Origin of the sequence: Algoriphagus sp., from assembly GCF_013373065.1 — a bacterium.
Taxonomy (GTDB): Bacteria; Bacteroidota; Bacteroidia; order Cytophagales; family Cyclobacteriaceae; genus Algoriphagus.
In genome coordinates, this window is sequence record NZ_JABXIN010000005.1 from 37,830 (window position 1) to 59,830 (window position 22,001).

Below are 22,001 nucleotides of genomic sequence, written 5' to 3' on the forward strand. Positions count from 1 at the left end.
TTTTTATTTTTTTTCTAAAGTAAAGGAAAAATGCTCAGCCCTACCAAACCGATAATCATATTTTAGGGGAAGAGTTAGCTTTAACCAGTTTTTGATTCCATTAAAATAAAAGTTGAAAACTGGTTCGCTTCTTTTGCTTTTATTTAAATAAAAATCACCAACGTATGAAAAAACTCATTACTCTCTGGCTGATGGTCTTGTTTGGATCATCTGTCTTAGCACAGGAAGTGGACATGGATTGGTTTAAATCCATGAAAACTCGAAATGTAGGACCAGCTGGAATGAGTGGAAGAATCACAGCCATCGACGCAGTTGATGAGAACCCTTCCATCATTTATGCCGGTTCAGCTTCAGGAGGTTTATGGAAATCTACCTCAGGTGGGATTCACTGGGAACCTATCTTCGATGATCAGGTGGTACATTCAATTGGTGCCATCTCCATTTATCAAAAAAACCCTTCCATCATTTGGGTAGGAACTGGAGAAGGAAACCCTCGAAACTCCCTCAACTTGGGTTATGGTGTTTATCGATCCTTAGATGCCGGTAAAACTTGGGAATTGATGGGATTAGAAAAAACACGAGCTATTCACCGCATCATTGTGCACCCAGATGATCCTAATACCGTCTATGTGGGAGCGATTGGTTCCCCTTGGGGCGAACAAGAAGATCGTGGTTTATATAAGACAACTGACGGTGGTAAAACATGGGAGAAAATTCTTTACATCGATGAAAAAACTGGGGTTGGGGAAATGATCATGGACCCAAATAATCCTAATAAGATTTTCGTTAACATGTGGCAACATCGCCGTTATCCATGGTTTTTTGAGTCTGGCGGACCTTCCTCTGGGCTTTATGTGACGCATGATGGCGGAGAAAATTGGAAGAAACTCGATGACTCCAACGGTCTTCCAAAAAGCGACTATGGCCGTATGGGACTTGCAATTTCTGCTGCTAACAGCAACAAAGTATATGCACTGGTTGAGTCTAAAAAGAATGCCCTCTATGTTTCCGAAGACGGCGGCGAAAACTTTACCATGGTGAATAACAAACCGGAAATTGGAGATCGTCCATTCTATTATTTTGAAATTCACGCAGATCCAAAAAATGAAAACCGCATCTACACACTTTATTCCCGAGTTGGAATGAGTGAAGATGGTGGAAAATCATTCACTCAAATTCTTCAATACGCAGGTGTTCACCCGGATCATCATGCTTGGTACATCAATCCAAATGATCCTAAACTGATGATTGATGGAAATGATGGAGGTCTGAATATTACACGGGATGGTGGAAAGACCTGGTACTTTGCTGAAAAACTACCTGTAGGTCAGTTTTACCATGTAAATGTAGATAATGAACTTCCATATAATATATATGGTGGAATGCAGGATAACGGGTCTTGGACCGGTCCGGCTTATGTGTGGCGAAGAGATGGAATTCGAAACACCTATTGGCAGGAAGTTTCTTTTGGTGATGGATTTGACGTCGTTCCACACCCAGCAAACTCTAGATATGGATACACCATGTCACAGGGAGGTAATGTTTCCCGATTTGACAAATTAACTGGACACAACCGTGTCATTCGACCTACTCACCCTGATAAGGACGTGTTTTTAAGGTTTAACTGGAACGCCGCTATCGCTGCTGATCCACATGACGTGAATGGAGTTTATTATGGATCTCAATTCCTACACAAATCCACTGATAGCGGTGAAACTTGGGAGATTATTTCTCCAGACTTGACCACCAATGACTCAACCAAGCAGCGACAGCAGCAAACCGGAGGCTTAACCTTTGATATTACCGGAGCAGAAAACCATACCACCATTATCGCAATCGCGCCTAGCCCTGTAGATGCAAATGTAATTTGGGTAGGAACTGATGACGGTAACCTTCAACTTACTGAAGATGGAGGACAAACTTGGACCAACTTAGCTTCCAAGTTGCCAGGCTTGCCAAAGAATAGCTGGATTCCTCAAATCCAAGCGTCTGATTATGCTGCAGGTGAGGTTTGGGTGATCGCCAATAATTACCGAAACAACGACTTCAGCGCCTACGCTTATCACAGTTCTGATTTTGGGAAGACCTTTACCCGAATTGCAGACGATTCAAAGGTCTGGGGATACACCTTATCCATTAAGCAGGACCCGGAAGAGCCAAATTTAGTTTTCTTAGGAACAGAATACGGTTTATACGTATCCTTTGATAAGGCTAAAACATGGAATAAGTGGGAACACGGCTATCCTAAGGCAGTTTCTACTTATGATATGGCGATTCAAGAACGAGAAGCTGATTTGGTAATCGGAACATTCGGACGATCCATGTGGGTTTTGGATGATATCCGTCCTCTTCGAGTTTTTGCAGCTAATGGTGGCAAAATGCCAGAGTCAAAAATTCTAGCTGTTCAGGCACCAGATGCATATCAAGCTGAAATTCAACAGCCACATGGCGAGCGTTTCCCGGCAGATGGAAAATATGCCGGAGAAAACCGTGAAACTGGAGGACGACTGAGCTTTATTTTAAACGATGACAAAGAAAAGCTCGATACTGTAACTGTAAATATTTATGATGAATCAGGTGAGCAAATTCGAACCTTGAAAACAGTTCCTCAAAAAGGTGTAAACCGAATCAATTGGGGGCTTGACCGCAAATCAACTGCAGAATTCTTTGAAACCAACCGAAGAAACAGAAGAGGCTTCTTTGAGCCAGGAGGTGCTGATGTGGTTCCTGGAACTTACCAAGTTGAATTTGTTTATGGAGATGAGAAATCTGAAACCACTATTAAGGTTAATTCAGATCCTAGAATTGAAGTACAATTGGCGGCCTTGAAGGCTAGGGATGAATTCTTCAAGAAATTGGAGACCATGCAAACCGAAATGAACAAGGCCAACTTCCAAATGAGTGAGGCTGAAAAAACCATCAAAAAGGTTCAAGATATGGTAAAAGACCTCGATTCTGAAGAAGCTAAATCTCTTGCTGATGCTGCCAAAGAAATCCAAAAGAAATTGGAAAAAGTGAAGGAAGCATTCAATGGTCCAACTCGTGAAGGACAGGGTATTGTGCGTAATCTTTACCCAACTACGATGACTCTTCAGTTTGTACCTAGAAGATATGCAGGTTCTTCCTATGCCTCCCCTGGACCTACTGAAGAGCGTACTTATCAGCAGGCCAAAGAAGCAGCAGCAGAAGCATTTGCAGTATTGGAAGAGTTTATGAACGGAGATTGGAAGGCCTTCGAAGAAAAGGTGAATTCTACTCAAGTCAATCTTTTTGAAACAATAAAAGATTAAATCTTTCTAGCTATTTATTTAAAAATAAGCACCCAAAAGGGTGCTTATTTTTTTATATCATAAACAAAAAAGCTTACCCTAATCGAGAGTAAGCTTTCATAAATAATCCATTGATTTATCTTTTAAAAATCCTTGCCACAGACTGCCATTTTTGAAGGATCAAAAACGGATTGATCGGCACCTAATCCAATATCGCCTGCTACTAAAATAATGTCGTAATCAGGCCCATCATTTGCTAAATGGACTTTCACATGCCCATCAAATAGTTTAAAATTCTCAAAACTCAATTTTGATCCATCAGACAATTGTCCCAAAACAGTTACACTTTTTAGGTCTTTAGCACTGACAGAATTTAAAATAAAAGCTATGGGTGCATCTTGTAGCTGATAATTTCCGAAATGTAAATGTGCAGGAAAGCTAACATCGGAGTCACTGTTGACCCCGTCCAAATCAATAGTTAATTCCAAATTCCCTCCCGTTAATTCCTTAACAGTTAAATTCCCTGAAAAATCAAAATCAGAGGATTTATACAATTGGTATTCAAATGATTTGCCAGTATACTGATCTGGATCTGAATCGGTACAAGCCCAAGCAGAACCCAAAACAAAAAAGGCAATTAGTAACTTTTTCATAGTTGTGAAGTTTTCAATATTCAGAACGAATCCTATCGCAAACCTGTTCAATTTTTACTAAAATTATCGATTTTCAGATAGTGCAACATGATTTGGGTCACATTAATCTGAATTAACAATTTCAAATGAAGCATTTTGCCACCCTAATCTCTCAATTAGACCAATCCAATAAGACGAAAGATAAATTGGCCGCCTTGCTTCAGTTTTTTAACACAGCTTCAAATCGAGACAAGGTTTGGGCAATCGCACTATTTACCCACCGTCGGCCCAAACGCCAAATTTCTACCAAACAACTCCGGGAATGGTGTATGGAATATTCTGGAACTCCAGATTGGCTTTTTGAGGAATGCTACCATACTGTCGGAGATTTAGCAGAGACCATCTCATTATTGCTTCCTTTACCTACCAAAACTCATGATTTAGAATTGAGCGACTGGATTGAAAAATTAACTAGTCTAAAGGATAAAGAAGAGCAAGAGAAAAAGGAGTTTTTACTAGACGCATGGTCCCGACTGGATCAGATGGAGCGGTTCGTATTTCATAAAATAATTACTGGGGGTTTCCGAATTGGAGTGAGCCAAAACTTGATTACGCAAGCTTTAGCTCAATTTCTAGGGTTTGAAAAGTCTGAAATTGCTTACGCCTTGATGGGTAACTGGAACCCAAATCAGATTCAGTTTGAAGAACTTTTCAATCAAAATGGAACTGAACAAGACATTTCCAAACCGTATCCTTTTTTTCTTGCCCATCCATTGGAAAAAGAGCCTGCTGATTTGGGAAGCTTGGAAGAGTGGCAGGCAGAGTGGAAATGGGATGGCATTCGGGGACAATTAATTACCCGAAAAAATGAAGTCTTTGTATGGAGTCGTGGAGAAGAATTGGTCAATGAGAAATTTCCAGAGCTATTGAATCTAGGTCAAAGTCTCCCTGATGGGACGGTACTTGACGGGGAAATCTTAGCCTACCAAGATGGAAAACCTCTTCCCTTTTCACTTCTCCAGACGAGAATTGGAAGAAAAAATATCACCAAGAAAATATTGCAAACAGCTCCGGTAAGTTTTCTAGCTTATGATTTGTTGGAATGGGATGGTTATGATTTTCGAAATCATCCCCTTCATATACGAAGGTCTAAATTGGAATGGATACATCAAGAGTTCAATCATGAAAGGCTAGAAATTTCTCCGCCTATCCAAGCCAATTCTTGGGAAGAACTTGCAAGAATTCGTGAAAAATCGAGGAGTGAGTTTGCCGAAGGACTTATGCTTAAACATAAGGAAAGTCCTTATGAAACAGGCAGAAAAAGAGGAAACTGGTGGAAGTGGAAAATTGATCCACTGACTATTGACGGAGTCATGATTTACGCTCAAAAAGGACATGGTAGAAGAGCGGATTTGTATAGTGACTATACGTTTGCTGTGTGGGATGGGGATCAATTAGTGCCTTTTGCAAAAGCATATTCGGGGCTTACCGATGCTGAAATGCGAGAAGTGGATCAGTTTGTTAAGAAAAATACGCGAGAACGATTTGGCCCTGTTCGGACCGTTAAACCGGAATTGGTTTTTGAAATTGCCTTTGAAGGAATACAAGACAGTCCCCGTCACAAAAGTGGGATTGCTCTCCGATTTCCCCGAATTTTAAGATGGAGAAAAGACAAACCCAAAGAAGAAGCAAACACACTTCAAGAACTCCGAGCCTTACTCGAACTCTATGGATGAAAAGGAATTAGAACCCGCCCTCTCCTATTTTAAATCAAAAAACTGGGAAGCATTCGAATTTCAGAAGAGTGCCTGGAAGGACTATCTCAATGGAAAATCTGGCCTACTGAATGCACCCACAGGTTCAGGAAAGACATTTGCTTTGTGGTTTGCTATTATTTTAGATTTTATCCGAAAACACCCAAACGATTGGAAGCAGAAAAAGAACAGCGGACTCCAATTGATTTGGATCACTCCTCTTCGGGCCTTAGCTCAAGATATTCAAAAGGCAATGCAAGAGGTTTGTGATGTTCTCGAACTTCCCTGGCAAGTAGCGGTTCGAAACGGGGATACCGACGCCAAAACCCGAGCAGCATTAAAGCGGAAGCCTCCTGAAGTCTTAATAACCACCCCAGAAACCCTCCATATTTTAATTTCCCAAAAGGAGCATCCGAAACTTTTTAAAACTCTTCAATGCATCGTAGTTGATGAATGGCATGAGCTAGTTGGAAATAAACGGGGAGTTCAGGTGCAGCTTGCCTTGGAATACATTCAGGCACTTTGTCCTCAAACTTTCCGACGATGGGGCATATCAGCTACAATAGGAAATATGGAAGAAGCTTATCGAGCACTTTTAGGCTTTGACTTACCGCTTCACATCATCAAGGCAAAAATCAACAAGCCTATTATTCTCCAGTCTGTAATTCCCGATGAGATTGAGAAATATCCTTGGTCTGGTCATTTGGGAATTCGTATGCTCGATAAGGTTATTCCAATTATTGAAGATGGAAAAACGGTACTCTTATTTACCAATACCCGATCGCAAACCGAAATTTGGTATCAAAAACTTCTAGAAGCAAGACCAGATTGGGCTGGATGGATCGCTATGCATCACGGTTCCCTCGATATGAAAGTTCGAGCTTGGGTGGAAAATTCTCTTCATGAGGGGCGTTTGAAGTTAGTGGTTTGTACCTCCAGTTTGGATTTGGGAGTTGATTTTCGGCCCGTTGACCGGGTTATTCAAGTTGGTAGCCCCAAAGGAGTCGCTCGATTTATTCAGCGAGCTGGCCGTGCCGGACACCAACCGGGACTCCCCTCTGAAATCTTTTTTGTACCGACAAATTCTCTTGAGTTGATCGAAGCTGCAGCACTTCGAAATGCCATCGAATCGGAAGATATGGAATCTCAATTTCCTCCCAAGTTGCCCTATGATGTGCTGATTCAATTTCTAGTGACTTTAGCTGTTGGAGAGGGATTTTTTGAAAATGAAATATTTCCAATCATCAAAAGAACCTATTCTTTCGCAGAACTCACTCAAGAAGAAATGGATTGGATACTCCGGTTTATTACACAAGGGGGTGATTCCTTGGGAAGCTATGAGGATTTTCTAAAAGTGGTCCAAGATGAAGACGGCAGCTTTCGCGTCAAAAACAAGCGGATAGCGATGAAACATCGACTTTCCATGGGCACGATTGTTTCTGAACCCATGATCAAAATCAAATTTAAAAATGGGTCTTACCTCGGAACAGTAGAGGAATATTTTATTTCCAAAATGAAAATCGGAGATCGGTTTTTCTTTGCTGGAAGGCCATTGGAATTGCTTCAGATCAAAGACCTTACAGCTATAGTAAAAGTGTCGGAAAAGAAAACCAATCATGTGGTCAGTTGGATGGGAGCTCGCATGTCCCTTTCTTCCATGCTGGCGGACAAAATTCTCCAGATCCTTCAGGAGTACAATCAAGGCCTACTCAGATCTGAAGAAGTCCGACAAATCGCACCTATTCTAGACTTACAAAGTAAGCTATCAGTAGTCCCAGATCCGGATACATTTTTGATTGAATCCCATCAGAGTAAACAAGGCTATCATTTGTTTTTCTATCCCTTTGAAGGTCGGATGATTCATGAATTAATGAGCGCTCTGATCGCTTATCGAATTTCGGTCAGCTATCCTGTGACATTTAATATGGCCATGAATGATTATGGCTTTGAGTTACTTTCGGACAGTCCTATTCCTATTGAGGAAATTTTGGAGGAAGATGTTTTTTCTTTGAAAAATATCGAAGAGGATGCTTTGCGCTGTGTCAATGAAAGTGAAATGTCTCGACGGAAATTTCGGGAAATTGCCGGAATCGCCGGATTGGTTTTCCAAGGTTATCCTGGAAAACCTGCCACATTCAAGCACATTCAATCCAATTCAAGTCTCCTTTTTCAGGTTTTTGAGAAATATGATCCGGACAATTTACTTTTGAAACAAGCTCAAAAGGAAGCATTGAATCAACAGATGGAACAAGAGAAATTTGTGGAAGCTATTAAGAAAATAAACCGACTTCGAATCGATGTTCGCTATCCGGTTCAGTTTACACCTTTCTCTTTTCCGATCATGGTGGATCGACTCAGTCGAACTACCATATCCTCCGAAAGTCTAGAAGATCGAATTGCGAAAATTCAGGCTCAGTTTGAAGTATTGGATTAATTAGCTCTCCAGAAGAATGGTGTAAAGAGCACCAAAATGGTGAAGAGTTCCAATCTTCCCATCAACATAATAATCGCCAAAAACACCTTTGCTGTCGGTGAAAAGAATGCGAAATTATCGACTGGTCCCACATCACCAATGGCCGGGCCGACATTTCCCAAACAGGTAGCAACAGCCCCCAAGGAAGTAGGAAGATCATACCCCATCAAGGAAAGAACCAAGGCTCCCAAAACAAAAGTGAGCAAATAGATCAAGAGAAAATTCATGATATGGGTGATGATTCTACCCGTTACTCGATCCCCATTGATCATCAAGGGAACGACAGCGCGTGGATGAATCAGGCGCTTAAATTCCAACCATGAATTCTTGATAAAGGTCAGGTGACGAACAAACTTAATTCCACCCGCTGTAGAACCAGCAGAGCCACCCAAAAAGAGCAACATGAAAAATATAAAGGTCAGCCCTTGGCCATATTGTGTATAATCATCAGTTACATAGCCAGTAGTCGTCACGAGGGAAACAACCTGGAAAAGCGATTTGCGAAAGGCTAATTCATAGTTGACTCCATTAGCTGCAATGGGATAAAATACGATTACGGTAATCGCCAAAAGAGCCAAGGTATAGGTTTTAAACTCATCACTTTGGAATACCCGACGAAACTTCCCCAATAATCCAAAATAGATGATCGTAAAGTTTGTTCCGGCTAGAAACATGAAAAAGATAGCGACATACTGAATAAATGCCGAATCAAAATATGCCATTGATGCATTTTTGGTAGAAAATCCACCAGTTGCCAAGGTTGTTAGTCCATGATTTATGGCATCAAAAAAGGTCATGCCACCTATCCAATAAAGGATAGTAGCCGCTAATGTCAAACCAACATAAACATACCACAATCGCTTTGCTGTTTCTGAAATTCTAGGATGAACCTTATCTGAAGTAGGTCCAGGTGATTCAGCTACAAAAAGCTCAATCCCACCGATTCCCAATAATGGAAAAATAGCAACTGTCAATACGATGATCCCCAAACCACCAATCCATTGGGTCATACTTCGCCAAAAAAGTAAGCCTTTTGGCATCACTTCTATATCTGTCAGGATGGTTGCTCCTGTAGTTGTTAATCCAGAAAGCGTTTCAAAAAAAGCATCCTGAAAGGTTGGAATTTGATGACTTAACAAAAAGGGCAACATGCCGAACAAAGCCATAAAAGTCCAACTCAAGGCCACGATTAAATAACCTTCCCGTTTTCGGATATTTTGGTCTTGCTTGGAAAAAGAAACAGAAAGAATCAATCCCACAGAAGCCGTGATCCCCATAGAAATGATCATGGGCCAAGGATCCTCTCCAAAATAAAAGGAATAAAATACTGCCGGAAGCATGAGCAACGCTATCAGTAACAAGAGCGCTCCCATGATTTTGGCAATTTCTTTAAAATGGATCATGGGTTAATGAAATAATTTATCCAACGCAACCTTTGCCTGCGGTAAAGCTAGTACTATAGCTTTATCCTTCATTTGCATCTGAAAGTCTCCATCTGGTATAAACACCTCTTCACCTCGTATAACTCCAGCAACAATAGCTGTATCAGGAAAATGAAGTTCTTTCAAAGGGTAGCGAGTCAGTCGGTTATTTTTGCAAACTGAATATTGAATAAACTCTGCATCCACCCCATAAATACCCGAAACAGCTTCCACTGTTCCTTTTCGAAGATATCGGGAAATTTCATTTGCAGCGACCAACTTTTTATTGATCAAAGAATCTACCCCGATACTGTGAGAGATATGAATATACTCTCGGGTATCTACGTGGGCAATGGTTTTATATACTCCGTGATTTTTCGCAGATAGACTGGTAATAATGTTGGTTTCGGAAGATTCTGTTAATGCAAGGAAGGCATCCATTTGCTCCAAACCTTCTTCAATCAATAGTTCAACATTTTTATAGTCTCCATTGATAATCAGCGTACTAGGTAATTGCTCTGCCAACCACTTGCAACGCTCTTTATCTCGATTAACCAAGGTTACTCGATAGTGATCTTCCAAACGAAGGGCAGTTGTAAGCGCCATGTCATCTCCACCGATGATCATGATATTTTTTACTTCCCGCTTCTTCTGCCCAATCAAATCCAAAATGCTCTCCGTGTGCTTTTTGGTCGAAATAAAGAACACGTGGTCATGGTTTCGGATGATGCTACTTCCTCTTGGAATGATGGTTTTTTGATCCCGAAGAATGGCGATAATCCGGATATCATCAAAAATAGGATTGGATTTCATATCCATAATCCGCTGATTAACCAAGGGATTGGTATCATCAAGGGTCACTCCTACGATATTAAGTTTCCCACCTTCAAAGTCAAAAACTTCCGTAAAGCTGGAGTTTTGGATCATATTGAAAATCTCCTTGCTACAAAGCATAGTAGGAGATATCAAATTATCAATCCCAAGATTATGGAAATATTGAACATTCTCGCTGTTGAGATACGAGTGGTTTCTGACACGCGCCATTACCATCTTGGCTCCTAATTGTTTTGCCAAAACAGCTGCAACAATATTCGTCTTTTCAGAGGTGGTGACCGCCAAAAGCATACTGGCGTTGGTGATATTGGCGCGCTGAAGAACTTCAATTGAAGTTGCATCGCCTAGAACAGTCAGGACATCTAATTTGGAAGAAACGTAATCTAACACCTCCCGCTCTGTATCAATCAGTGTAATGTCCTTGTTATCATAACTTAATTGCTCAGCGAGGTGATATCCCATATCCCCTGCACCGGCAATTACAATGTGCATCCCCATAGAATTTTTTCTGGTGATAAAACTGTAGGCAAAAGTAATACCTTTCTAAATGGTTCTCAGTATTTAAGCAAAAAAATAAGCCCAAAATCGCCAAATAAAGAAAGATTCAACACGCCTATGATTGGAATAAATCCCTTACTCTTCCAATAATTTTTCACTTTCAGGATTGGGCAATTCCTCAACATCTTTCAGCTTTCGTTGAATAACCCGAGTTCGAACTCCAACTAATTTATCTAGATCAGAATTTGCCTCCTGAAGTTTCTTTTGTGTCTTTTCAATCAGGTCTCCAAACTTTGAAAACTCTGTTTTTACAGCTCCCAAAATCTGCCAAACCTCCGAACTTCGCTTTTGAATAGCCAGGGTTTTGAAGCCCATTTGAAGGCTATTCAAGATGGCAGAAAGTGTGGTTGGTCCCGTGACTAAAACCTTGAAATCCTGTTGGATTTGTTGTGCCAAGCCAGGTTGGCGAAGGATTTCGGCATACAAACTTTCGACAGGCAAAAATAAGATCGCAAAATCAGTCGTGTGGGGAGGGTTGAGATATTTTGCCTGAATATCCTGAGCTGATTTTTTTACAGCCCGAATCAACTCTGCTCGAAAATATTCAATCTCTGTGGGATTCCCTGAGTCATATGCATCCACAAGTCTCAAATAGGATTCCTGAGGAAATTTCGAATCTATGGGAAGAAGAACAAAACGCTCATTACCAGGCATTTTGACTGCAAATTCAACTCGTTCTCGATTGCCCTTTCCTACTTCGGCATTCGTTAGGTATTGTTCGGGAGATAGCATATTTTCCAATAAGGCTTGCAATTGATATTCTCCCAAAACGCCACGACTCTTTACATTGCTTAAAACCCGTTTCAAATCACCTACCCCATTAGCCAATTGCTGCATTTCCCCTAAGCCTTTTTGCACTGCTTGAAGATGCTTACTCACCATATCAAAGGATTGACCAAGACGGGTTTCCAAGGTCTTCTGAAGCTTTTCATCTACCGTCTCCCGGATTTTTTCCAGCCGGAGTTCGGTGCTTTTTTGCATCTCTTCCTGCTTTCGATTTAATGCTTCCAATTTTTCTTTTTGGACCTGATTAAAGTCCTGTACATTTTGACGAAATACTTCTCCAAAATTTTTCAAGGCCAGCTGTTGATTTTGGGAATTGTTGTTCAAGGAGTCAAAAACCAGCCTGAATTGAGCCAATAAATCCTGCCTGCTTTCTTTACGACCCTCAAGCAAGGATTGAGAAATTTCCTCTTTCAACTGTCTAAGCTCATTTTTTTGACCCTTTCGACTTTTGGAAAAAATCAAAAAACCAAAAATTCCCACTTGAAGGACAACAATAATAAATAACAATACATCAGTACTCATAGGTCATGAATTTGGGTTCATTAAGGTAGTTTTTGCGAACTTCTACACCTAAAAAGGAAAGGTATTTTGAGACAGATTCCGTCGGAATTTCTTCCATGGGTACATGTCCCACTTCTTCGAAAACAATCAATTTAGATCCTGGAATTGCTTTTTCTAAGGCATAGGAGTTCGAAATGGGAATCCAAGAATCCAACTTCCCCCACATGATCAAGGTTGGCATCGTCAGCCGGTCGAAATTAATTTCAGCATTTCGAACTCCCCTCAAACGGTCAAGGGTAGCTTCCCTATTTCCTTCACGCAGCATCAGTTCAAAATACCTGTCCACAGTTTCCTGATGGATTTTCGACTCATCTCCATAAACCTGTTTCAGGTTCATTGCAAATAAAAATTTAGGAGTACACTTCAGGAGAATTTTTGAAAAAACAGGATTGGAGGCTACCTGAAAAATCCAAGGTCTACCCCTATCAATAGTCGTATTGTCCTTATCCAATGATCTAGGTTTAAGTTGAGGTGCGCCAGATGAATCAATTAAATTCAAAGAAAGGACCTGATCAGGCCTTGTACTTGCTACTTGCAAAGCGACTGCTCCACCCATTGAATTCCCTGCTAAATGGAATCGGGGAATATTTAATTTTTCTGCTAAGCGGAGAATCAACTGACTATAATCCATTGTTGAATACCGTTGCAATTCATCAGGCCCTGTCAACCCATGTCCTGGCAAATCCACAGAAATCGTTAAAAAATATGGACTTAATTCCTGCTGCCATTGATCCCAAGTATGCAAAGAGGAAAAGCTTCCATGGATTAAAATAATCGGAATTCCCTCCCCCATAAACCTCACATGAAGATTCACTCCGTCTACCTCTATAAAATGAGACTGGGGCGTACTGTATTTTTGAATGATCTCTTCAGCAGGAATATCATTTCGAAACAACAGCAAAAGAAAGAAAACAAGAGTTAACAGCAGCCCGGCACTAATTTTTAGGAGCAATTTGATCCAATGCATAGGTAAGAAAGTAGAGTCACAGAATTTTCTGAAACTATAACAAAAATTCTTCCTAAAAAGCTATTTTGCCAAAAAAGGATTTTGTCTGGGCTCAAAGAAATAGTTGATAAAATTGGTCCAGGACCATTGGTTGCTGCCGCATTTATCGGTCCAGGAACAGTCATGGTCTGTACCCTTGCAGGGTTTAATTTTGGTTATGAACTGCTTTGGGCGGTCGCTCTGTCGATTTTGATTACAGTTGTGCTACAAGAGATGGCAGGAAGAATCGGAATCGCAACAAAAAAGGATTTAGCCGAACTAATTCAATCCCAAAAAAGCAGTACCATTTTTAAAATTATTCAGGTATTGTTGGTTTTTGGAGCGATTGTAATAGGAAATATCGCCTATGAATCTGGCAATCTTACTGGAGCAAGACTTGGGTTGGAAGTGTTTTTTACGTTTCCAAAGTGGAATTTGGCAGGACTCACCCTAGAGACTGGTAATTTTCTAATAGGCCTTCTTGCTCTTCTTCTTCTATGGTTTGCTAATTATCAGCTAATTGAACGTATTCTGATTTTCCTAGTCATTGGAATGTCGCTGTCTTTCCTTTACACTGCTATTGCCATCAATCCTGATTGGGCTCTTGTCTTAAAAGGATTTATTCCAAAAATATCGGGTGATAACAGTTCTTCGGTAGTCGCCTTGATTGGAACTACAGTTGTTCCCTACAATTTATTTCTTTATGCCTCCTTGGCCAAAAACAAATGGAAAACCACAAATTCTTTGAATTGGATGCGTTGGGATATAGGTTTGTCGGTGCTTTTGGGAGGATTGGTATCAATGGCAATTTTAATTGTTGGTGTTTCTAATCAAAGTGAAAATATCAGTGATGCATCGGCTGTTGCTCAAGGCCTACAGCCAGTTTTTGGAAATACCGGAATATACCTCATGGGTTTTGGATTAATGGCTGCAGGTCTAACCTCCTCCATTACAGCACCCCTCGCCGCTGCCTTGGTAATTTGTGGACTTTTGGGAAAAGACCAATCTACCCAGAGCACTCCGATGCGATTATCATTCATCCTAATCATGGGCTTGGGATTGATTTTTGCCTCCTTTGGAATAAGACCTGTACAATTGATTACCATAGCACAAGTTGCAAATGGAATTTTATTGCCCTTTATCAGCATTTGGTTGATTTGGGTTTCCAATCAAAAAAAATGGATGCATGCAAACCGAAATCCTGTCTGGATTCAAGTTTTATCGGTAATAATTGTTTTGCTCACTTTTTTACTTGGAATTCGTGCCCTTAGCTCCGTTTTTAATTGGACGCTATTTTGAATAGAATAAACCTTGACTTTCAAATGTAGTCTAAGCTACAATGGAAAAAATAAATGATCAGGAAATCCTTCAGCTTATTCGAAATCCCCAAAGTAAAGAGCGAGGATTCCGATTCCTGATCGAGCAGTACCAACGAAGAATCTATCAAGTAATTCGACGAATGGTGCTTATCCATGAGGATGCGGACGATTTGACGCAAAACACCTTCATCAAAGCGTTTCGATATTTGGATAAATTTCAAGAAAATGCTGGGCTTTATACCTGGCTCTATCGAATTGCGGTCAACGAAACCTTGACCTACTTGAAAAAAAAGAAAAAACGATTCTTCTTTTCCATCGATGACCATCAGGAGCGACTAGAGTCCTACATTGATCGTCCGGATAGTTTGAATGGAAGTGAAATCGAAAAAAAACTGGCAAAGGCGCTCCTAAAATTGCCTGAAAAACAACGCTTGGTATTCAACCTGAAATACCAAGAAAACATGACCTATGAACAAATGGCCTTAGTAACTGAGACAAGTGTGGGTGCTTTGAAGGCAAGTTATCATCATGCAGTCAAAAAAGTTGAAGAATATCTGAAGAAAGAATAAACCTTCAATGAGAATCAAAGTCTAAACTTACAGTATGGAAAAATTACCCAAATTTTCGGAAATGAATGCTCCAGAGGGATATTTCGAAACTCTTCCGGATCAAATCCTTCAAAAAGTCCATCCCCAAAACGACTGGGGCTGGGTAAAATGGGCTGCTGTTTTCCTTCTCTTCCTTACCGTTGGGATTTACACATTCTATCCCGCGAATGAAACTTCTGAATGGATAGCATTAGAGGATGAGGTCAATCTTTACATTGATGCAAATTATTGGTCAGCAGAAGATGTGCTTAGCATGAGCGATCAGCCTGATCTTGTTTTGGATGAAATAATTGAAGAGGAAATTCCCTTTCTAGAAGAAATATTTACTGATGAATACCTAACTCCTACCGAGCAATGAAAAAAACTGGTTTACTCTTATTCTTCTTATTCCTAGTCGTCAATCTAAGTTTTGGACAACGGCGTGGGAATATTGACTCTGAAAAGCTAGAAGCGGCTCGTGTAGCATTTATTACGACTCGCTTGGACTTAAGTACTGAACAAGCTGAAAAATTCTGGCCGATCTTTAATGAATTCAACAAAAAGAGAGAAGCAAACCTTAAAAAAATCGCTGGTTTAAATCCCAAGAATCAAGAAGAGGATCTAACGGAAGATCAAGCCAAACAATTAATCACACAGCGGTTTACTATTCAAAAGGAAATGATAAAAGAGGAAGAAGAGTTTGTCGAAAAAGTCTCTCAAGTGATCAGCTATCAACAGGTCTTAAAACTGAACGGATTGAATCGTGATTTTGCTAGAATGCTTTATCAACGCCAAAGGCAAGACCGAAGACCATAAAAAAAGCTCCAAATGGAGCTTTTCTTTTTTTATTGCTTTTTCAGCAAATCTCGAATTTCTTCAAGAAGTACTTCAGATTTTGGTGGTGAGGGTGGCGGTGCTGCTGCTTCTTTTTTCTCCTCCTTCTTATTCATCTTATTGATTCCTTTAATGGCCAAGAAGATCACAAATGCGACGATAATGAAATCCACCACATTTTGGATAAACATACCGTAGTTAACGGTTACGGCAGCGATCGTTTCTCCTGCTGCATCCACTTCTTCTTCCTTCAGTGTCCACGCAAGATTCTTGAAATCGACTCCTCCCACCAAAAGTCCAATAGGAGGCATAACCACATCATTGACAAATGAAGATACAATCTTTCCGAAAGCACCTCCAATGATTACACCTACAGCCAGGTCAATCACATTTCCCCTGACCGCAAATTCTTTAAACTCTTTAAGCATTCCCATACGAGTTGAATTAATGGTTGATAATATATTCTTTCAAGAACTTACTTTTTTTCCAACTTTCACAACTGGAAATTCATTTTTTTCAATAGAATTTATTTTCTAATTGAATTTTCCTACAAACAGACTCGAATTTATAGCTCGGATTTAAGAAAACTGACAATAGATTTTCACTAAAATTGCAAGCTCAAAATCGAATTACTCATGAAACCCGAAGCCAAGAAAATTCCAGAAATATTAGAAAAACATGGTCATAGACGAGTGGATCCATACTATTGGATGCGGGATCGTGAAAACCCAGAAGTGATCCAATACCTTGAAGCCGAAAATGCTTATCTCAAAGAACAAATGAAAGATTCGGAAGAACTTCAGGAATCTTTGTTTCACGAGATGAAATCAAGAATAAAGGAAGACGACCAAAGCGTTCCATATTTCAAAAAAGGATACTTCTGGTACCTGAGATATCGAAAAGGGGGAGAATATCCTATTTATTGTAGAAAAAAAGGAAGTCTCGAAGCTACTGAAGAAATCTTATTGGATGTCAACGAATTAGCCGAAGGGAAATCCTACTGTCAGGTGAGTGGCATGGCCATCAGTCATAACCAAAAATACCTTGCCTTCGCTATGGATGAAGTGGGCAGAAGAATCTATACTATATTTTTTAAGGATTTATCCACCGGAGAACTCCTACCCTATTCCATTTCCAATACAACAGGTAACTTGACTTGGGCCGCAGATGATACGAATGTTTTTTATAGCCGACAAGATCAAAAAACTTTGCGAGCCTTTCAGATTTACCTTCATACTATTCATTCCAATCCTAAAAAAGATCGCTTGGTATTTCAAGAGGACGATGAGGAGTTTAGCTGCCATGTTCACAAAACCAAATCGGAAGTCTTTCTTTTAATCCATTCCGAAAGTACCATCTCCTCTGAAATTCGATTTGTGGATGCCAATAAGCCACTTCAAGAATGGACTATTCTACAACCTAGAATTCCACATTTGGAATATGCGGCCGATCATTTTGGAGACCACTTTTGGATCCGAACCAATCATGAGGCTCAAAATTTTAAAATTGTTAAAGCTCCCATCGACAACCCTTCATTGGAAAATTGGGAGGACTTTATCCCGCACCGAGAAGAAGTTTTAATAGAGGATTTTGACCTGTTTTCAGGATTTTTTGTCTCCCATGAACGATACAATGGGCTGAGCCAATTGATGATTCAACCTTGGGATGGTAGCCCTGGACATTCATTGGATTTTGGAGAAGAAGCGTATACGGCATGGATTGGTCATAACCCAGAATTCAATACCGAATACCTCAGGTTTGGATTCAATTCCCTCATCACTCCTGCTTCTACCTTTGATTATCATATGGTGACACGGGAGAAAAAATTACTCAAGCAGCAGGAAATAGTAGGGGGTTATGATGCCAGTGAGTTTGAATCTGCTCGGATTTGGGCAAAGGCAGAAGATAATACTATGGTCCCAATTTCATTGGTTTATAAAAAACCGCTTTTCCATGGAGATGGCACGAACCCGCTCTTACTATATGCCTATGGATCCTATGGATACAGTTCTGATGCCTATTTTTCCAGTAATCGCTTGAGTCTGTTGGATAGAGGATTCGTATTTGCAATTGCACATGTCCGAGGAGGTGAAGATCTAGGACGAAAATGGTATGAAGACGGAAAATTATTAAAAAAGAAAAACACGTTTACCGATTTCATTTCTTGTGCCAAGCATTTGATTGAACAAAAATACACTCAGGAAGACCGCTTGTATGGAATGGGAGGAAGTGCTGGAGGCTTACTTATCGGCGCAGTTATCAATATGCGCCCTGATTTATTCGATGGTGTGATTGCTGCGGTTCCGTTTGTGGATGTGGTTACAACCATGCTCGATGAAAGTATTCCTTTGACAACTGGAGAATATCAGGAATGGGGAAATCCAAATGATTCGGAATATTACCATTACATGCTCTCCTATTCCCCTTATGATCAAGTGACCGCTCAAGCATATCCGCATATGTTAGTGACCTCAGGACTGCATGATTCGCAAGTTCAATATTGGGAACCTACCAAATGGGTTGCCAAGCTTCGAGAGCTAAAAACTGACAAAAACCTATTACTTCTCCATACAAACATGGAAGCTGGTCATGGAGGAGCTTCAGGAAGATTTCAAGCACTCAAGGAACTAGCACTGGAATACGCCTTTTTATTGAAGCTTGCTTCAAATAAATAAAGAAATTTTCAAGCTATTTAAAAACTACAAGCAATAGTTAAATCCTTGTCAAGGAATCTGTAAATGGGATTTTTTCCTAACTTTGGCTCGAACCTATTAAACTGAATTTATGAAAATTGCTCTCATTGCCCATGATGGCAAAAAAGCCGATATGGTCCATTTTTTAAGCGGTTTTAAGGATCGTCTTCATAAGGAAGATATCGAATTAGTAGCCACGGGCACTACTGGCTCCCACATTGAAAAAGCTGGATTTAAAGTAAAAAAATTGCTTTCTGGTCCAATTGGTGGAGATGCACAGATTGCGGCAATGGCAGCCCAAAAGGAATTGGCAATGGTAATTTTTTTCAGGGACCCTTTGGATAAACATCCGCATGAACCAGACGTTCAAATGCTCATGAGAATCTGTGATGTTCATAATATTCCTTTAGCAACAAATCCTGCTTCAGCCGAACTCATGTTTAAAGCCTTAACACAAGCCTAATGGAACCTAAAGTAATTAAACGCATCGGAGTATTAACTTCAGGTGGAGACTCCCCTGGAATGAATGCTGCTATCCGTGCCGCCGTAAGAACCGGATTTTATTACAACATTGAAATGTTTGGAATCTACCGAGGATACGAGGGTATGATCCATAATGAGATTAAAAAACTAGACTCCAAGAATATTGCTCATGTATTAGAGCGTGGTGGTACCTTTCTGAAATCTGCCCGAAGTGAAGAATTCAGGACTCCTGAAGGTCGTCAGAAAGCGTACGAAAACCTCCGATCACATGGCATTGATGCTTTGGTTGTTATTGGTGGAGATGGTTCCTTGACTGGAGCCCATTTATTCTATAAGGAGTTTGGAATACCAGCTGTTGGTTTGCCTGGGACAATTGACAACGACCTTTCCGGAACAGATTCAACAATTGGTTTTGACACAGCATGTAATACAGCTATTCAGGCGATTGATAAAATCCGTGACACGGCAACTTCCCACGACCGCCTGTTTTTTGTAGAAGTAATGGGAAGGGATGCTGGATTTATCGCCATCAATGCCGGTATTGGTTCGGCAGCTGCGGCAATCTTAATTCCTGAGAAAAAAATGCCTGTAGAGGAATTGGTTGAAAAATTAAAAGTTCGAACTAAGGCCAAAAAAACATCAAATATTGTGATCGTGGCTGAAGGAGGAAAAAGTGGTGGAGCGGCAGAAATCGCTTCTAAAGTAAAGAAATACCTTCCCTACTACGATATCAAGGTTACCATTTTGGGCCACCTTCAACGTGGCGGAGCTCCTTCTTCCTTTGATAGATTGCTCGCTTCTAAGCTTGGAGTAGCTGCAGTTGAAGGGCTTTTACATGGAAAATATGATGTAATGGCCGGATTGATCAACCATAAGGTTGTTTACACTCCGATCAAAAAAGCTATCGTAGATGATAAAACCGTTGATGAGGATGATTTCAGAGTAGCGAAAATCCTCTCTACTTAAAATCATGAAAGGCTGTCTGAAAAGGCAGCCTTTTTTAACTTTCTTTAAAAAGGTATTTTTTTAGGATACTATCAAATTCGAAATAAAATCCCTAAACTAGGACCTATTGATTTGGTATTTGAACTTTTGAATGAAACGATTCCTGCTTTTTCTGATTTGCTTCATCTGGATAGGATTTGCATCTGCCCAATCATCGGACTTTTTATTACTCAAGCGAGGAAGTAACCTCAAGTCACAAATCCGTTATTATCCTGGGGAACAGATCACTTATAAAAGTAAAAAACTGGGCTATTTCGTGACAGATGTGATCAAAGAGTTTAGCACGGATTACATTTATATGTCTGAAAATATCATCTCTCCAAACGACATTCTAGAAATAGACATTCAAAACAAGGATAAGAGAAATGCGAGACTGAAAGCTCTAAATTTTTTGGTACTCGGATCAGGTCTTATGTTGTTAAGCGTCGATGCGATTAATTCAATTTATCAGCAAGGTGAGCTTACCATAGACCGTGAGGTAGGGATTATTGGAGGGATTTTAGTCGGAACCGGTATCGCATTGCTTCCGGTTCGTTACAAGACCTTCAAAAATACAGGGAGAAATAAATTGCAAATTATTCTCATGCGGATGGATTAAATCCATTCTTCTTGCCAAAAGCAGAAATTTTTGAGACTTTTGCAGCTTGAAATTTTAATCATCTATCATGACTTCGGAACAACTGAAAGACTTGAAAGCTCGCACCTCGGCTTTAAGGAGGTATCTTTGACTACGATCGGAAGAAAGCAGAAATCCAAGATCTAGAGGCCGTCTCCTCTCAGCCCGACTTTTGGAATAATCCAGAAGAAGCAGAAAAGACAATGAAACAAATCCAGGTTCGGAAAGGCTGGACCTCTTCTTATGAAGATTTGGAACAGATTATCCAGGATTTGGAAGTACTTTATGAATTCTACACCGCTGATGAAGTGGGTGAAGATGAAATAAAAACAGAGTTCGAAAAGGCTAAAAAGGCTGTTGAAGAACTCGAACTCAAGAAAATGCTTTCCTCAGAAGAGGATCAACTCAATGCCGTTCTTGAAATTAATCCTGGAGCAGGCGGTACAGAAAGTAACGACTGGGCTTCCATCTTGATGCGAATGTACATCATGTGGGGTGAGAAAAATGGTTACAAAGTTCGGGAGGTAGATGTTCAGCCTGGAGAAGTTGCTGGTATCAAATCCGCAACCCTAGAATTTGAAGGTCCATTAGCCTATGGATTTTTGAAATCAGAAACAGGGGTTCATCGATTGGTTCGAATTTCACCTTTTGACTCTGGAGGAAGAAGACACACTTCTTTCGCTTCGGTCTATGCATATCCAGAAGTGGATGACACGATCGAAATCGAGATCAATCCAGCTGATGTAGAAATGCAAACTTCCCGTTCTGGTGGTGCGGGAGGACAAAATGTGAACAAGGTAGAAACCAAAGTTCAATTGACTCACAAGCCTACTGGTATTGTAGTGGTCTGTCAAATCGAACGTTCTCAACTGGCAAACCGAGAAAAGGCGATGCAAATGCTTAAATCCCGGTTGTACCAAATGGAGCTCGAAAAACGAAATGCGGAACTAGCCAAAATTGAAGCTTCAAAACTGAGAGTAGACTTTGGTTCGCAAATCCGAAACTATGTTCTTCACCCATACAAATTGGTTAAAGATAACCGTACCGGATACGAGACATCAGATACCCAATATGTGTTAGATGGCGGCTTAAATGAATTTATGAAGGCCTACCTGTTAGCACAAAGCGAGGAAGAAGCAAACAAGGAATAATAACGGCCGGTACTATCCGGCCTTTTTTCTTAACCATCAA

At 40.4% G+C, this 22,001-nt stretch carries 18 protein-coding genes; 12 read left to right on the top strand and 6 right to left on the bottom strand.

Features of this window, described 5'->3' with window-relative positions:
• The first annotated feature begins 164 nt into the window (after positions 1-164).
• Complete coding sequence (locus HWE15_RS04560; RefSeq protein ID WP_290506324.1) at positions 165-3,290, top strand: hypothetical protein; 3,126 nt, start codon at positions 165-167, stop codon at positions 3,288-3,290.
• A 122-nt stretch (positions 3,291-3,412) separates the two neighbouring features.
• On the opposite strand, the gene HWE15_RS04565 is transcribed toward HWE15_RS04560, so the two are convergent.
• Positions 3,413-3,922: a hypothetical protein gene (locus HWE15_RS04565; RefSeq protein WP_290506325.1), complete on the bottom strand. Its 510-nt coding sequence runs from the start codon at positions 3,920-3,922 to the stop codon at positions 3,413-3,415.
• Positions 3,923-4,047: 125 nt separating this feature from the next.
• Here HWE15_RS04565 and HWE15_RS04570 point away from each other — a divergent pair, with 125 nt between their 5' ends.
• Both HWE15_RS04570 and HWE15_RS04575 read left to right on the top strand, forming a co-directional pair.
• Positions 4,048-5,637: an ATP-dependent DNA ligase gene (locus HWE15_RS04570; RefSeq protein ID WP_290506326.1), complete on the top strand. Its 1,590-nt coding sequence runs from the start codon at positions 4,048-4,050 to the stop codon at positions 5,635-5,637.
• Entirely contained in the window at positions 5,630-8,089 is a 2,460-nt protein-coding gene (locus tag HWE15_RS04575) for a ligase-associated DNA damage response DEXH box helicase (protein ID WP_290506327.1), read from the top strand. The genes HWE15_RS04570 and HWE15_RS04575 overlap by 8 nt, the downstream gene beginning before the upstream one ends.
• On the opposite strand, the gene HWE15_RS04580 is transcribed toward HWE15_RS04575, so the two are convergent.
• From HWE15_RS04580 to HWE15_RS04595, 4 genes are all read right to left on the bottom strand, one after another.
• Positions 8,086-9,531: a TrkH family potassium uptake protein gene (locus HWE15_RS04580; RefSeq protein WP_290506328.1), complete on the bottom strand. Its 1,446-nt coding sequence runs from the start codon at positions 9,529-9,531 to the stop codon at positions 8,086-8,088. The two genes, HWE15_RS04575 and HWE15_RS04580, sit on opposite strands and share 4 nt — an antisense overlap.
• A 3-nt stretch (positions 9,532-9,534) precedes the next feature.
• Positions 9,535-10,881: a Trk system potassium transporter TrkA gene (gene trkA, locus HWE15_RS04585; protein WP_290506329.1), complete on the bottom strand. Its 1,347-nt coding sequence runs from the start codon at positions 10,879-10,881 to the stop codon at positions 9,535-9,537.
• Positions 10,882-11,016: 135 nt separating this feature from the next.
• Entirely contained in the window at positions 11,017-12,249 is a 1,233-nt protein-coding gene (locus HWE15_RS04590; RefSeq protein ID WP_290506330.1) for a DNA recombination protein RmuC, read from the bottom strand.
• Positions 12,239-13,255: an alpha/beta hydrolase gene (locus HWE15_RS04595; RefSeq protein ID WP_290506331.1), complete on the bottom strand. Its 1,017-nt coding sequence runs from the start codon at positions 13,253-13,255 to the stop codon at positions 12,239-12,241. Before HWE15_RS04595 ends, HWE15_RS04590 begins: the two co-directional genes overlap by 11 nt.
• An 81-nt stretch (positions 13,256-13,336) precedes the next feature.
• Between HWE15_RS04595 and HWE15_RS04600 the strand changes: the two genes are divergently transcribed.
• Genes HWE15_RS04600 through HWE15_RS04615 form a run of 4 tightly spaced genes read left to right on the top strand, consistent with a single transcriptional unit; the run spans position 13,337 to position 15,995 of the window.
• Positions 13,337-14,572 carry an Nramp family divalent metal transporter gene (locus HWE15_RS04600; RefSeq protein WP_290506332.1) on the top strand — a complete coding sequence of 412 codons (1,236 nt, stop codon included), beginning with the start codon at positions 13,337-13,339 and terminating at the stop codon, positions 14,570-14,572.
• Between the two features lie 40 nt (positions 14,573-14,612).
• Positions 14,613-15,161, top strand: coding sequence for a sigma-70 family RNA polymerase sigma factor (locus HWE15_RS04605; protein WP_290506333.1), 549 nt, complete (start codon positions 14,613-14,615; stop codon positions 15,159-15,161).
• 34 nt (positions 15,162-15,195) lie between these two features.
• Positions 15,196-15,558, top strand: a complete 363-nt coding sequence (locus tag HWE15_RS04610; protein ID WP_290506334.1) for a hypothetical protein — start codon at positions 15,196-15,198, stop codon at positions 15,556-15,558.
• Positions 15,555-15,995 (top strand): hypothetical protein, encoded by a 441-nt coding sequence (locus tag HWE15_RS04615; protein ID WP_290506335.1) that lies wholly within the window; start codon positions 15,555-15,557, stop codon positions 15,993-15,995. Before HWE15_RS04610 ends, HWE15_RS04615 begins: the two co-directional genes overlap by 4 nt.
• Positions 15,996-16,024: 29 nt before the next feature.
• Here the strand turns inward: HWE15_RS04615 and mscL are convergent, their stop codons facing one another.
• Complete coding sequence (gene mscL / locus HWE15_RS04620; RefSeq protein ID WP_290506336.1) at positions 16,025-16,447, bottom strand: large-conductance mechanosensitive channel protein MscL; 423 nt, start codon at positions 16,445-16,447, stop codon at positions 16,025-16,027.
• Between the two features lie 201 nt (positions 16,448-16,648).
• Here mscL and HWE15_RS04625 point away from each other — a divergent pair, with 201 nt between their 5' ends.
• From HWE15_RS04625 to prfB, 5 genes are all read left to right on the top strand, one after another.
• Positions 16,649-18,688 (top strand): S9 family peptidase, encoded by a 2,040-nt coding sequence (locus HWE15_RS04625; protein ID WP_290506337.1) that lies wholly within the window; start codon positions 16,649-16,651, stop codon positions 18,686-18,688.
• A gap of 109 nt (positions 18,689-18,797) precedes the next feature.
• Positions 18,798-19,169, top strand: coding sequence for a methylglyoxal synthase (locus HWE15_RS04630; protein ID WP_290506338.1), 372 nt, complete (start codon positions 18,798-18,800; stop codon positions 19,167-19,169).
• Complete coding sequence (gene pfkA, locus HWE15_RS04635; protein ID WP_290506339.1) at positions 19,169-20,155, top strand: 6-phosphofructokinase; 987 nt, start codon at positions 19,169-19,171, stop codon at positions 20,153-20,155. Before HWE15_RS04630 ends, pfkA begins: the two co-directional genes overlap by 1 nt.
• 130 nt (positions 20,156-20,285) lie before the next feature.
• Positions 20,286-20,792 (top strand): hypothetical protein, encoded by a 507-nt coding sequence (locus HWE15_RS04640; RefSeq protein WP_290506340.1) that lies wholly within the window; start codon positions 20,286-20,288, stop codon positions 20,790-20,792.
• A 67-nt stretch (positions 20,793-20,859) separates the two neighbouring features.
• Positions 20,860-21,961 (top strand): peptide chain release factor 2 gene (gene prfB / locus HWE15_RS04645; RefSeq protein WP_290506341.1). Its coding sequence is split into 2 segments (ribosomal slippage): positions 20,860-20,919 and positions 20,921-21,961, totalling 1,101 coding nucleotides; the frame shifts between segments, so codons are not numbered across the junction.
• Positions 21,962-22,001 lie beyond the last annotated feature (40 nt).